The sequence below is a fragment of the Streptomyces sp. KM273126 genome (assembly GCF_004337435.2).
Lineage (GTDB): Bacteria > Actinomycetota > Actinomycetes > Streptomycetales > Streptomycetaceae > Streptomyces > Streptomyces acidicola.
The window spans coordinates 751,651-764,959 of the sequence record NZ_SJXB02000001.1 but is presented as its reverse complement, the minus strand read 5'-3'; the positions used below and the strand labels follow the sequence as shown (position 1 = coordinate 764,959).

General features: G+C 69.3%; 10 protein-coding genes. 9 read left to right on the top strand and 1 reads right to left on the bottom strand.

All coding sequences use genetic code 11. The features are described from left to right. Window positions 1-249: 249 nt before the first annotated feature. Together E0500_RS03235 and E0500_RS03230 are read left to right on the top strand one after the other, a co-directional pair. Window positions 250-1,512, top strand: a complete 1,263-nt coding sequence (locus tag E0500_RS03235; protein WP_181587205.1) for a DUF445 domain-containing protein — start codon at window positions 250-252, stop codon at window positions 1,510-1,512. 158 nt (window positions 1,513-1,670) lie between these two features. After that, window positions 1,671-2,132 (top strand): hypothetical protein, encoded by a 462-nt coding sequence (locus E0500_RS03230; RefSeq protein ID WP_131566116.1) that lies wholly within the window; start codon window positions 1,671-1,673, stop codon window positions 2,130-2,132. Window positions 2,133-2,175: 43 nt separating this feature from the next. Here the strand turns inward: E0500_RS03230 and E0500_RS03225 are convergent, their stop codons facing one another. Next, complete coding sequence (locus E0500_RS03225) at window positions 2,176-2,703, bottom strand: protease (protein WP_131566113.1); 528 nt, start codon at window positions 2,701-2,703, stop codon at window positions 2,176-2,178. 286 nt (window positions 2,704-2,989) lie between these two features. Between E0500_RS03225 and E0500_RS03220 the strand changes: the two genes are divergently transcribed. The 7 genes from E0500_RS03220 (at window position 2,990) to E0500_RS03190 (ending at window position 13,242) form a co-directional block, all read left to right on the top strand. Next, complete coding sequence (locus E0500_RS03220; RefSeq protein WP_131566110.1) at window positions 2,990-3,976, top strand: GlxA family transcriptional regulator; 987 nt, start codon at window positions 2,990-2,992, stop codon at window positions 3,974-3,976. 336 nt (window positions 3,977-4,312) lie between these two features. After that, window positions 4,313-6,817, top strand: coding sequence for a N,N-dimethylformamidase beta subunit family domain-containing protein (locus E0500_RS03215; RefSeq protein WP_131566107.1), 2,505 nt, complete (start codon window positions 4,313-4,315; stop codon window positions 6,815-6,817). A 428-nt stretch (window positions 6,818-7,245) separates the two neighbouring features. Beyond that, window positions 7,246-8,622 carry an IS1380 family transposase gene (locus tag E0500_RS03210; RefSeq protein WP_181586818.1) on the top strand — a complete coding sequence of 459 codons (1,377 nt, stop codon included), beginning with the start codon at window positions 7,246-7,248 and terminating at the stop codon, window positions 8,620-8,622. 220 nt (window positions 8,623-8,842) lie between these two features. Then, window positions 8,843-11,248, top strand: a complete 2,406-nt coding sequence (locus E0500_RS03205; RefSeq protein ID WP_181586850.1) for a serine/threonine-protein kinase — start codon at window positions 8,843-8,845, stop codon at window positions 11,246-11,248. A 72-nt stretch (window positions 11,249-11,320) separates the two neighbouring features. Continuing rightward, window positions 11,321-12,163 (top strand): SAM-dependent methyltransferase, encoded by an 843-nt coding sequence (locus tag E0500_RS03200; protein WP_131564187.1) that lies wholly within the window; start codon window positions 11,321-11,323, stop codon window positions 12,161-12,163. 193 nt (window positions 12,164-12,356) lie between these two features. After that, window positions 12,357-12,626, top strand: a complete 270-nt coding sequence (locus E0500_RS03195) for a hypothetical protein (RefSeq protein WP_131564185.1) — start codon at window positions 12,357-12,359, stop codon at window positions 12,624-12,626. Further along, window positions 12,619-13,242, top strand: coding sequence for a DUF6879 family protein (locus tag E0500_RS03190; protein WP_131564183.1), 624 nt, complete (start codon window positions 12,619-12,621; stop codon window positions 13,240-13,242). Before E0500_RS03195 ends, E0500_RS03190 begins: the two co-directional genes overlap by 8 nt. Window positions 13,243-13,309 lie beyond the last annotated feature (67 nt).

Sequence of the window (13,309 nt, the reverse complement as noted above, 5' to 3'; positions counted from 1 at the left end):
CCGAACATGCCACACCAAGAGGGCAGGCGCTCCCTGCCCGAGGGTTCCCTGCCCGAGGGTTCCCTGCCCGAGGGGGCTCTGTCCGAGGGAGCTCTGTCCGGCGACGGGGCAGCTCTCGCGAAGGGAGCGAGCTCCGGGAGTGGGGCCGTCTCCGGGAGTGGGGCCGTCTCCGGGAGCGGAGCGGTCTCGGGCGAGGGCGACACCGCCTTCTCCGTCAAGCCCCCCGCCGCTGCCCCCACCTACCGCTCGATGACCGCCTTCAGCCCCGCCGACGAGGAGAAGCGCAGGGGCGTCCGGCGGATGAAGATCACGGCGACGGGGCTGCTGCTCTTCGTGGCGCTCGTGTACGTGCTCGCGAAGTGGGCCTCGCACGAGGGCGCCGGAGTCTGGGCCGGGTACGTGGCCGCGGCCGCCGAGGCCGGGATGGTCGGCGCCCTGGCCGACTGGTTCGCCGTCACGGCACTGTTCCGCCACCCCCTCGGCCTGCCCATCCCGCACACCGCGATCATCCCGAACAAGAAGGACCAGCTAGGGGTGTCGCTGGGCGAGTTCGTGGGGGAGAACTTCCTCTCGCAGGACGTGGTACGGCAGCGGCTGCGCGCCGTGGGCATAGCGAGCCGCCTCGGCGCCTGGCTGGCCGTACCGGACCACGCCGACCGTGTCACCGCCGAGCTCGCCACCGCGCTGCGCGGCGCCCTGACCGTGCTGCGCGACTCGGACGTCCAGGCGGTGGTCGGCGAGGCCATCACCCGCCGCGCCGACGCCCAGGAGATCGCGCCCGGCATCGGCAAGATGCTGGAGAAGGTCGTCGCCGACGGGGGGCACAGGCGGGTCGTGGACCTGGTCGTCATCCGCGCTCATGACTGGCTCGTGCTGCACGACGAGCAGGTCATGGACGCCGTACAGGGCGGCGCCCCCGGCTGGACCCCCCGCTTCGTCGACAAGAAGGTCGGCGAACGTGTCTACAAGGAGCTGCTCCGCTTCGTCACCGAGATGCGCGACTCGCCCACGCATCCCGCCCGTGGTGCCCTCGACCGTTTCCTCACCGACTTCGCCTCCGACCTCCAGTCCGACACGGAGACCCGGGCCCGTGTGGAGCGGCTCAAGGGCGAGGTGCTGGGCCGGGGCGAGGTACAGGACCTCATCGCGTCCGCCTGGACGGCCGTACGGTCCATGATCGTGTCCGCCGCCGAGGACGAGCGCAGCGAGCTGCGCCTGCGCGTACGGGCCTCGCTGCTGTCGCTCGGCGCCCGGATGGCCGGCGAGGAGAAGATCCAGGGCAAGGTCGACCGCTGGGTCGAGGGCGCCGCCGTGTACGTCGTCACCACGTACCGGCGCGAGATCACCTCCCTCATCACGGACACGGTCGCGAGCTGGGACGCCGAGCACACGACGCGGAAGATCGAGGCGCACATCGGCCGTGACCTGCAGTTCATCCGCATCAACGGCACGGTGGTGGGCTCGCTGGCCGGGCTGCTGATCTACACGGTGTCGCGGGCGATCGGAGCGTAGGCCGAGCACGGCCAGGTGCGGATAGGCATGGCCAGGCACCTCTAAACACGGCCAAACACGGCCAGGCGCGGCCAAGCGCGTCTGAGTAGGTCTGAGTACTTGTGTCTGAGTACGCGTACTCTGTCGGGCCGCCCCCGGCGCCCGGCACCCTCGTACGCATGACCGAGAAGCTGCTCCGCCCCTTGCGCACGCGCCCCTGGCCGGAACGCTGGCTGACCCGTCTGCTCGGCGCCGCCGCGGCCATGGCCGTGTATCTGCTCTGTCTCCCGTGGGACCTGCGCAACCGCGTCGAGTTCCCGGGCTCCCTCAGCGAGACGACACCGGTGGCCGGTCCCGGCCTCGCGGTCCTCGGCGTCGTCCTGATCGCCCTGGCCGCCTACTTCGGCCACCGGGACGCCCTGGCCTGGCCGCTCCTCGTGGTCGCGGTACCGCCGGCCACGCTGATGTACGTCTCATTCCGCAGCCACCCGGAACCCCCGGACGCCGAGGTCTGGCCGCTGACCTGGGCCTTCTTCACGCTCGTGATGGCGGCGGGCGTACTGGTCGCGGCCTCCGTGGCACGGCGGTTCCGGGCCGAGGCGGTCGAGGACGGCTGGGTGACCGGGGCACAACGGTCATGAGCCGATGCAGCCGGTGCCTCCCGAACGGGTGGCGGTCGTGCGGTCAGGCACCCGTGGTGGAGCCGGGCCGCACGATCATGAGGATGGTGACCACGGCCCAGAGCAGGTTGAAGATCCCGGTGAACATGGCCAGCTGAACGGTTGCCTTGGGGTTGGTGAGGGTGGCCGTACGCGCGGGAACGGGGTCGGCGCCGGTACCGACGTCGGTACCGGCACCGGTCGTGGTGGTGTCCCCCAGCCCGTCGAGGATCTCCTCCTGCCGGGGCAGCACCAGCACCACCAGCACGATCGCCGCGATCACCGTCAGCGCGATCGACACGATCAGCCAGGGGTCCCCCATCACCCCCATGGCCCCCGCCGTGGCCAGCCCGAACACGGGCACGGCGATGCCGAGCCCCGCGTACACCCGGCAGATCCGGTGCAGCAGTCGCGCGTTGGAGACGGCCCGCTCGCTTCCGGGCTCGGCCAGCGCCTGACGTGCACTCGGCGGGAACATGCTGGCAGCGACGGTGACGGGCCCGATGGCGACGATGGCGGCGATGACGTGGAGGGAGAGAAGGAGCTTGGTCACGGGGCGACGGTAGAAGACGTCGGCGGCACACGGAAGCGGCGAGATTGCCAGGGTTCAACGGATTCTTGCCAAGTGCCGTCCGGCCGGGGCGGGAGCCCACGGGGACAAGGCGGATGGGGCTGGGGCGGGCAGGAGACGCCGGGTGCGCGAAAGCCGAGACCCACCCGTCGACACCCGGTGTCGACACTCGGTATCGACACCCGGTATCGACTCCCGGCGTCGGCACCAGGGCCGCCCCTGGCGAGAACCCGGCGCATACCCGAACATTCGCCATTACGCTCCAGTCATGCACACCGTGGCCGTACTGGCGCTGGACCATGTCATCCCGTTCGATCTCTCCGCCCCGATCGACACCTTCAACTGGGCCCGGCTTCCGGACGGCCGCACGCCCTACCGCGTCCGGGTCTGCTCACCGGCCGAGGAAGTGAGCGCGGGGCCGTTCACCGTACGCGCCCCCCACGGACTGGACGCACTGGCCGAGGCGGACACGATCATCCTGCCGGGCACGGCCGACCCGACGGTCCCGCTTCCCCCGGGCGTCGCCGAGGCCGTGTGCGAGGCGGCGGCGAACGGCACGCGCATCGCCTCGATCTGCGTCGGCGCGTTCATCTTCGCCGCCACCGGTCTGCTGGACGGACAACGCGCCACCACGCACTGGATCGCCGCCGCCGACCTGGCGGCCATGTACCCGAAGGTGACCGTCGACCCGAACGTCCTCTACGTCGACAACGGCCAGTTCCTCACCTCGGCCGGCGCCGCCGCGGCGATGGACATGTGCCTGCACATGATCCGCATGGACTACGGTTCGGCGGTCGCCGCGCACGCGGCCCGCATGTCGGTCGTGCCGCTCGAACGGGAGGGCGGCCAGGCCCAGTTCATCGTCCACACCCAGCCGCCCGCCCCGGCCGGCGCGACGCTGGAGCCGCTGCTGAGCTGGATGGAGGAGAACGCGGAACGGGACCTCACCCTCGACGACATCGCGGCCCACGCGGGCACCAGTTCCCGTACGCTCAACCGCCGTTTCCGCGAACAGACGGGGACGACGCCGTTGCAGTGGTTGCACCGGGCCCGGGTCCGCCGCGCCCAGTACCTCCTGGAGAACACCGACCACGCCGTCGAACGCGTCGCCCACCAGGCGGGCTTCGGCTCCCCGACGGCGTTCCGCGACCGCTTCAAACGCGTGGTGGGGATCAGCCCGCAGGCATACCGGCGGGCGTTCCGGACCCGGGAGTCGGCGGGCAGGGACGGAGTCATGGCCGCGGGGATGAACTAGTGGCGCGTTTCGGATAGTTGGCCGAGTAATCGATGTGCCGCCCATCGCTCACGCCGCCATGGCCGCCTGCTTCTGCTGCCGCAACGCCCGCGCCGAGCCGAGGGCCAACTTCGCCCCGTTTTCCCCCTTACGCCAGTGGACCGAATACTGGCCAAGGCTGGGTGACAACAAGCCGCAAGCCACAAGCCATAAGCCGAATGAGCGACTAAAGGCCCCCGTCGGGGGCACCCAGAAGAAGTCTGGGTAGTCATGATGGCATGCCGCCTCTGGAGAGCCACGTACTCGTCGGCCCGGAAAATCTGAGACGGATGACAGTCCACAGGTCGAGGAAGGCTGATGGCCAGAGGCTACCCGCAGGCTCCGAGCGCCCTGCCCGGCGCGACACTGGAGCTCCATGTCGCAAGTGATGCGGCGATGTTCCGGTTCGACTTCTTTCGACAGGGTGCTTCAGTCGACTTTTTCGGGAGTTCACCGTGGTTCACGGGTCCCGTACCGGCCGGGGCACCTGCGGCGAACGTCGACTTCGGATGGAGTGTATTCACCTTCGACGTACCCGACACCTGGCAGTCGGGGGTTTATGTGGCCGTCATCGTCGAATGGGATGGTAACGGAAATCCACCCCCAGTCGTCCAACCGGACTCGCTCTTCGATTTTAACGGTCAGATTTTGTTTGTGCTGCAGAGTGTTACTCCGGGCAATAATACGATCCTCTACAAGGTCCCTGTCTTCACATACCACGCGTACAACATCACTGGTGGTGGGGCCTTCTATGTTTCTGTGCTTCCGTCGACACCCCCCGATCCGCCCGGAGCCAAAGTGACGCTGCTGCGACCCGGCAGTGGCACAGGAGGGGACCTGGCCTTCCCGACTCGCGATTATTACGACCAAAGTCTCTACCCCGCGACCTTCGTGTACTGGGATGCGCCTTTTATCGCCTGGCTGGAGGCGCAGGGCTATGGCGTCGACTACTGTACCGATCTCGACATCCACGTCGATCCCGCTCTACTGCACAACTACAGGCTGCTTCTGAGTGTCGGGCACGACGAGTACTGGAGCGAGCCGATGCGGTCGAATGTCGAGGAATTTATCGCCTCGGGTGGCAACGTGGCATTCTTCAGTGGTAATACCTGTTGGTCGCGGGTATTTCTTGTCGACGGTGACACGGCGATGGTGAAGCCCTTCGATGGGCCTCTGTGGTGGAATGGTTCCCCGCCCGCACCGGAGAATTCCATGACCGGAGTGAGCTATCGCAACGGCGGCGGATGGTACAGCGGTAAACGGGACCAAGTCGGATACACCATTCAGTTCGCCGATCACTGGGTGTTCGATGGGACCTCGCTCTACGATGGGCAGGTCATCGGCAATTCGGTGGCGCCGCCCGTAGTCGGTTACGAATGCGATGGCACGCAGTTCCAGTACGACAACGCAGGTCGCGCGATTCCGACCACTCGCGACCAGACGCCACAGAGTTTCGCCGTCCTCGGCCTGGGGCTGCTGAGTTCCCGATGGGACGATCTCCCCGACCGTGAGCCCACAGCAACGAGTCCGCATGCGGCGACGATGGGAATCTACGCGAACAACGGCACCGTCTTCACCGCGGCAACCACTGAGTGGCCGCGCGTTGCTGCCGGCGGACAGGACGCGGCCATCACGAGGATCACCGAGAACGTGATCTCTGTCCTGTCCGGTCTCGACACCGTCGATGTCACCGCGATCACGGGCAGAACGGTCCATGGTCCCGTCACTGCCTGGCAGACGACCGACGGGCCCACGGTCGTCGAGCACCTTGGTGGCGTCGATGCCAATGGCGCCGTGGTCGAGTTCGCCAGGTCGCCGCAGGTCGACTGGCGGGCAGTGGACGTCTCCGCGCTCGCTGGCCGAACCCTCGCGACAGGCGCGGCACTCACCTCCTGGCAGGTGCCTGACGGGTCGTCTGTTGCTGAACGTCTTGGCGGCGTCGATGCCAACGGCAACGTGGTCCTGTTCTACTCGTCGCCGGCGCCCAACTGGTCGGCCATGGACGTCTCTGCGCCCTCCGGTCTGGCCTTCGCGCCCGGAGCGGCTCTCGCCTCCTGGTGGGTGCAGACCCTCTGGCCGGTGCCAGGCGGCCCTTCTGTCGCCGAGTACCTCGCTGGCGTAGATGACAACGGAAGCGTGATCGTGTTCTCCGGGTCGCCGCAGGTCGACTGGCGGGCAGTGGATGTCTCCGCGCTGACTGGCCGGACCCTCGCCCCGGGCGCGCCACTCACCGCCGGGCAAGTAGACGCCGGTCTCTCCAGCATCGCCTATCTCGCCGGCGTAGATCTCAACGGAAACGTGATCGTGTTCTCCGGGTCGCCGCAGGACGGCTGGCGGGCAGTGGATGTCTCCGCGCTGACTGGCCGGACCCTCGCCCCGGGTGCGCCACTCACCTCCTGGCAGGTGCCCGAGGGCCCTTCCGAGGCCATGGTGCGTCTTGCCGGCGTCGACGCCGACGCCGACGTGATCGTCTTCACCTCGCCGGCGCCGCAGACCGGCTGGTTCGCAGTGGACACTTCTACGGCCTCCGGGCTGACCATGGTCGGCGGGCTCACAAGTTGGCAGTTGGACCGACCGGGGCTTCGCACCAACCTGGTGGTAGAGAAACTCGCAGGGGTGAGCACACGCGAAGATGTGCAGGTGCTCACATGGTCACCCGCGCACGATTGGTCGTCGTTCAACGTCTCCAGGCATACGGGGATGACCTTCACAGCCGCACCGGCAAGTTGGACGGCCCAGGACGGGCAGTTCGTCGTAGAGCACCTTGCGGCTCCAACGCCGACCGGCAGCTTGGGGCTGGTCTACTGGCGGACCCCGAACTGACGACGGCCGCCGACAGCACTGGTGCCCACATCGCGGATCACCTGCCAGGCCGTCACCAGGGCCGTCGGCGACGCCTGAAAGCACCTGCCGATGAGCCCGCCCGCGGCCACCACCGCCGTGGGAGCTTGGTCACCGTTGCCTCCCGCACTTGCCGGAAGCCCTGTACGCCGAGCTGAACATCTTCCTCGGCGACGGTACCGGACCCGTGTCTCCGGCATGATCCGCCGGACGGAAACACGTGACGGGCCCGCCGCCCGAACGGTTCGCCCGGCGGTCCGCCCGGCCCGTCCGCCGGTCTGGCACTAGCCTCGCGCTTTCACGAGGTGGAGTGTCCGAGGCTTGATCAAATAAGTGGAGAGTGCTCCTGACCTGCAACGATGGGACTTGTCTAGGGTCCTGTTGGCTGCAGGGAAAGAAGCACTCTCCAGGTGAAGAAGCGTATCGGGTCGTACCCGCGTGTCCGCATCGAGGGCGGCGGCCGGGCGGTGGTCTCGCAGGCCGGGGGCGTGCTGCTGGTCGAGACCGTCCGCAAGGCCGGCCTGGACACCGCGATATCAGCGGCGCTGACGCCGTGGCGGAAGGCTCGGGCGGTGCACGACCCGGGCAAGGTCCTGCTGGACGTGGCCCTGGCGGTTGCGCTGGGCGGCGACTGCCTCGCGGATGTCGCCATGCTGCGGGCCGAGCCGGCCGTGTTCGGGCCGGTGGCCTCCGATCCGACGGTCTCCCGCCTCATCGACGCCCTTGCAGCCTCCGGGGAGAAGGCCCTGCGGGCCATCCGTGCCGCGCGGGCTGAAGTCCGCCGACGTGTCTGGCGGTTGGCCGACCGGGAAGCGCCTGATGCGGGCGGGACGGTGACCGTGGACCTCGACGGGGTGCTGGTGATCGCGCACTCGGACAAGGAGGACGCCGCACCCACGTGGAAGCGAACCTACGGCCACCACCCGCTGATGGGGTTCGTCGACCACGGACCGGGCGGCACGGGTGAACCGGTCGCAGCCCTGCTCAGACCGGGCAACGCGGGATCGAACACGGCCACCGATCACATCACCGCCGCTCAACTGGCCTTGGCCCAGCTGCCGAAGAAGTACCGGCGCGGGCGCCGGACCCTGATCCGCACCGACTCCGCGGGCGGCACCCACGACTTCGTCGCCTGGCTCGCTCAGCGGGGACGGTGGCTGTCCTACTCGGTCGGCATGGTGATCACCGAGGCGATCCACCAGCATGTGCTGAAGGTTCCGGCATCGGCCTGGACGGCGGCCGTCGAGGCGGACGGCGGGATCCGCGACGGCGCCTGGATCGCTGAACTCACCGGCGACGTTCTGGACGGCTGGCCGGAGGGTATGCGGCTGATCGTCAGAAAGGAACGACCGCACCCCGGGGCCCAGTTGCGGCTCACGGATGCGGACGGCATGCGGCTGACCTGTTTCGCCACCAACACCTCGGGCCGGCCGATCGCCGGGCTCGAGCTCCGTCACCGGCTGCGGGCCCGGGCCGAGGACCGCATCCGCGCCGCCCGGGCCAGCGGCCTGCGCAACCTGCCCCTGCACCGCACGGCCCAGAACCGGATCTGGCTGGAGATCGTGCAGATCGCTCTCGACCTGCTGGCCTGGATGTCGACGCTCGCCCTGACCGGCAAGGCCAGGCTCTGGGAGCCCCGCCGGCTACGGCTCCGCCTGTTCACCGCGGCCGGACAGCTCGTGACCACCGGCCGTCGGCGAACCCTCCGCCTGGCCCGGCACTGGCCCTGGACCGGTCACATCACCGCAGCCCTCGACCTGCTCACCCAACTGCCCGACCCTGGCTGACCAGCAGATTCCCCGTCCCTTCGACAGCACCCCAACACCCGGAGCAGTGGAATCCGGCGCCATCCCGAGGCGACACTCGGGCCTTCGGCCTGCACCGCCTCAGCCCACGGCACGAAAACGGTCCACCGACTCCGTCGGCGGACCGTCACGAAACTTCGAGGCTAGTGTGGTGCCAGTGAACAGCCTTGTGTCATGGGTGAATTGGGAAGGTTGACCGGCGATGCCGCTGAGCACCGGGGAATCGGGGTCCACAGGGTCGATAGGCGGCTATACGGTCGTCGACCGGCTCGGCAGTGGCGGCATGGGGGTCGTCTACCTGGCCCGCTCGGCCTCGGGACGCCAGGTCGCGGTCAAGCTCATCCACGCGCAGTACGCGCAGGACGAGGAGTTCCGGGCCCGTTTCCGCCAGGAGGTCGCCGCGGCCCGCCGGGTGAGCGGGGCGTTCACCGCACCCGTCGTGGACGCCGATCCGGACGCCGAGCAGCCGTGGATGGCGACGCTGTACGTCCCCGGCCGCACGCTGTCCGACATAGTGGCCAAGGACGGGCCGTTGGGCGGGCGTGCGTTGCGCACGCTGGCCCTGGGGCTCGGCGAGGCCTTGCGGGACATCCATCAGGCCGGCATGGTCCACCGGGACCTGAAGCCGAGCAACGTTCTGATGGCCGAGGACGGGCCGCGCGTCATCGACTTCGGTATCTCGCGCGCCGCCGACAACCAGGCCCTCACCGTGACCGGACGGCTGATGGGCACCCCGCCCTTCATGTCCCCGGAGCAGTTCGCCAGGCCCAAGGACGTCACCGCGGCCTCGGACGTGTTCTCGCTCGGCTCGCTGCTGGTGTACGCGGCCACCGGCCACGGTCCCTTCGACGCCGACAGCCCGTACTTGACGGGCTATCAGGTGGTGCACGAGGCGCCGACCCTGTACGGAGTCCCGGAGCCCCTGCGGAGCATCACCGAGCGCTGCCTGGACAAGAACCCCTACGTCCGGCCCGAACTCGCCGAGCTGCAAAGGCTGTTCGAGACCCTGCCGGACACGCCCGCGCCCCCGGTCTGGGCCCCGGCCCCCGCCTCGGACTCAGGCCCGGCCCAGACCCCGCCCCCGACCCCGGTCCCAACCTCAACCCCGGCGTCAGCCCACACCCCGACCTCGACCCCGGCCCCGTTCGCGCCAGGCGCGCCGACCGCTCCGGGAGACGGCAAGGGCCTCAGCGCGCCAGGCTCCGGTGGCCGGAGCCCCCGCCGCCGTGCACGCCGCGTCCTCATCGCCGCCGGTACGGCCCTGGCCGTCGCCGTGGTGGTATCCCAGGTGGGGAACGCGGACAACGAGGGCACATCCGCCGACGCCTCCGACACCCCCGCCGCCGCGCTCCCCACCGGCTGGCAGCCCTGGCAGGTGAACCTCACCCGCGCCGCGAAGGACTCCGTGGTCAACAACGTGGACACCGTGGAATCCGGCTGCGTGCGCGGCGGGTTGTCGGCGTCAAGCGGGTCGTCGGCGCCCGGCGGGTCCTCCGAGTCCGGCGACTCCGTGTACTGCGCGGGGACCGGCTTCACGGTCGCCCGGATCGACGCAGCCTCGGGCCGCATCAAGTGGCGCTTCGGCAGCAACTCGCAGGCCGCCGAGCGCCCTCTCGGCGTACAGGACGGGCTCGTGTACGCACACGTGCAGCCGAACGAGGACACGGTGTTCTCGACCCAGCAGGTGGTCGCCATCGACACCGACACCGGAAAACGGGTCTGGTCCGGCAAGATCGACGCGGGCAGTCCCGCCGCCCTGTTCAGCGGCGGCGTCCTGGCCATGTCGGACGAGGGGAGGGAGTTCGTCGCCCTCGACGCGAAGACGGGCAAGGCCCTGTGGCAGACACCGGCGAAGTCGTCGGTCGGCACCTCCTGCGCCCCGGCCGTCCTGGGCGGCGCCCCCTACGGCATCTGCTTCAACGACGACGACCCCTTCAAGGGCCCGGCCGGCTTCGTGCGCCTCGACCCCGTCGACGGCACGGCGCGCGAACTCGACGAGCTGCCCCTGACGGCGGAGCCGCTCGGCGCGATCGAGGGGCAGCCACTGTTCGCGGTACGGCAGAGCCTGGAGGCCGAGTCGAGGAACGGGCAGGACGAGCCGTACAAGGAGCTGCTACGGGTGAACCCCACCAGCGGCGCCGTCAGCCGAATCCCCCTGCCGGACACCTCGGGCGGCACGGACACCTCACGTGGGTCGAACACCTCGCGCGGCAGGTCCACCCCGCGTGGTACGCCCAGCCTCGTCGGCGATGCCGTGTACTTCGTCCGCCCCGACGGAACCGTCACCGCGACGAGCGCGGCCAAGGGCGCCCTGCTGTGGGAGATGAACACCCAGATCGAGAACCTGTCGGCGCCGGTCCTGTCGAAGACGTACGACAACCTCTACTTCGTCAACCGCTACGGCCGTCTCCTCGCCCTCGACCGCCTGGGCGGCACCGAAATCTGGAGCACGGAAAAGCTGGACGACCCGGGCACCTCGGCGGAGGACCGGCTCCCGAGCGTGCTGCTGGTGAAGGACGCGATCGTGGCGGTGGCGGGGGACACGGCCTTCTCCGTGGACCCGGACCAACCCGACGAGCGCCCGTCGGGAGCCGCCACCACGAACTGACCCACAACACGAACTGACCCACAAACGGAGCGAGGACGGGAAGAGGACAGGGAGAGGACGGGGAGAGCGGACATGAGCGCCACCGAGGCACACGCCGAGACGCACGCCGAGACGCACACCCACCAGCCGAGCATCGCCCGCATGTACGACTACTACCTGGGCGGCCGCGACAACTACGCGGCCGACCGCGCCGCCGCAGGCAGAGCGATCGCCGCCTTCCCGGCCATCATGGTCATCGCCCGCACCAACCGCGTGTGGATGCACCGGGCCACCCGTTTCCTCGCCGAACGCGGCGTCCGGCAGTTCCTGGATCTCGGCACCGGCATCCCCACCAGCCCCAACCTCCACGAGATCGCCCAGAGCGTCATCCCCGGTTCCCGCGTGGTCTACGTCGACAAGGACCCGGTGGCCCTCGCCCAGTCCGAGCACCTGCTGAACGGCAGCCCCGAGGGCCGCACGGCGTTCGTCCAGGCCGATCTGAACGACCCCGCCTCCATCCTGGCCGCACCCCAACTGACCGAGACCCTCGACCTGGAACGCCCGGTGGGCCTCAGCCTCAACGCCCTGCTGCACTTCTTCCCCGACGACCAGGACCCGGGCCCGTACGCCATCGTCGAGCACCTGCTCGGCGCCCTCGCCCCCGGCTCGTACCTGGCGCTGTCCCACGTCACGACGGACTTCGACCCCGAGGGCATCGGCCGCGCGATCGACGTCTACCGCTCCTCCGGCATCCCGGCGCAGGCGCGCGGCAAGGCTGAGGTGGAGCGGTTCTTCGCAGACCTGGAACTCGTCCCGCCCGGCCTCGAAGTCCCGCACCGCTGGAACGCCGACGGCATGGCCGAGGAATCCCGGATCGCCGCCGACGTGACCGACGCCGAGGTCTCCACGTACGTCGGCCTCGCCCGAAAGCCGTGAGCATCTGACAGCCGTGAGCAGCATCTGACAGCCGTGGGCATCTGAAAGCCGTGAGCATCCGAACGGAGGCGCACACCCCGGAGGCAGACCGAGAAACTCGCACCATCCGGCGAAATCACACGCTGCGGACCTCCCAGCACGCCCGGTATCGTTGACGCGACTGTCAGTGACGCCGGTGATCTGGAGGCCTGCCATGGCCCGTACGTGGGAAGCCGACCCGTCGGCGTTATTCGTCAAACGGCTCGGGAAGTCCGCGGTGGAACTCGGCAATTCCAAGGACGACGACGAGTGCCCGGACATCTGGCAGTTGAGCAACGGCGACGTCGCCGTGATCGGCCGCGATCTCACCGTCCACTACGGCTCGCACCTGCCGGGCGGAGTCACGCTGGGCCCGGACGAGCGGTTGGTCGTGATCCCCGGGAACATGCTGAGCGCGGCGAAGGCAGACATCCCCGATGCTTGATCTCCGTATCCCCGCCCTCCCTGACGAACTGGGCGAGCGGCTCACGCGCCAGGACTACAAACGGGACTTCCGTGAGCGCCGGACGGCGATCCGCGACGGTGAATCCTGGAAACTGGAGCGGTTACAGCACTTCGAGGAGACGAACGACGACAGCCGGGACGCGCTGCGCACGGGAGACTGGCCGGAGGCGTTACGCCTCTTCGAAGCCGAGCGTGACGCCCTGCGGCGGAAGGCCCGGGAAGAGGAGTCGCGGGGCGCGGTCTTCCACCGCATCCGCGTGGTCGAGGAGCCCCTGACACCGTACGTGCAGTGGGAACTGCACTGGCTCCGCCTGAGCGCGGAGTGCGGCCACTCCGTCCGTGTCCTGCCCGCATCCGCGATCGCCTCCGCCGAGGCGGACGGATCCCTGCCGGAGCTGAACCTGCTGGACGGCCGGACTCTCTTCCGCGTGCTGTACACCGACACCGGGCAGCCGGACGGAGCGATCCGCTTCACCGATCCCCGGACCGTTCGCCACTGGACGGACTATCTCCGGTACGCGTACGAGGCTGCCGAGGACGTCCAGGCGTACTTCGACCGGGCGGTGGCCCACCTGCCTCCCCCACCACCGGCTTGATCGGGGCACAGCGATCGACACGCCAAGAGACGACAGGGACGACAGGGACGACAACAGGGGACGGCCT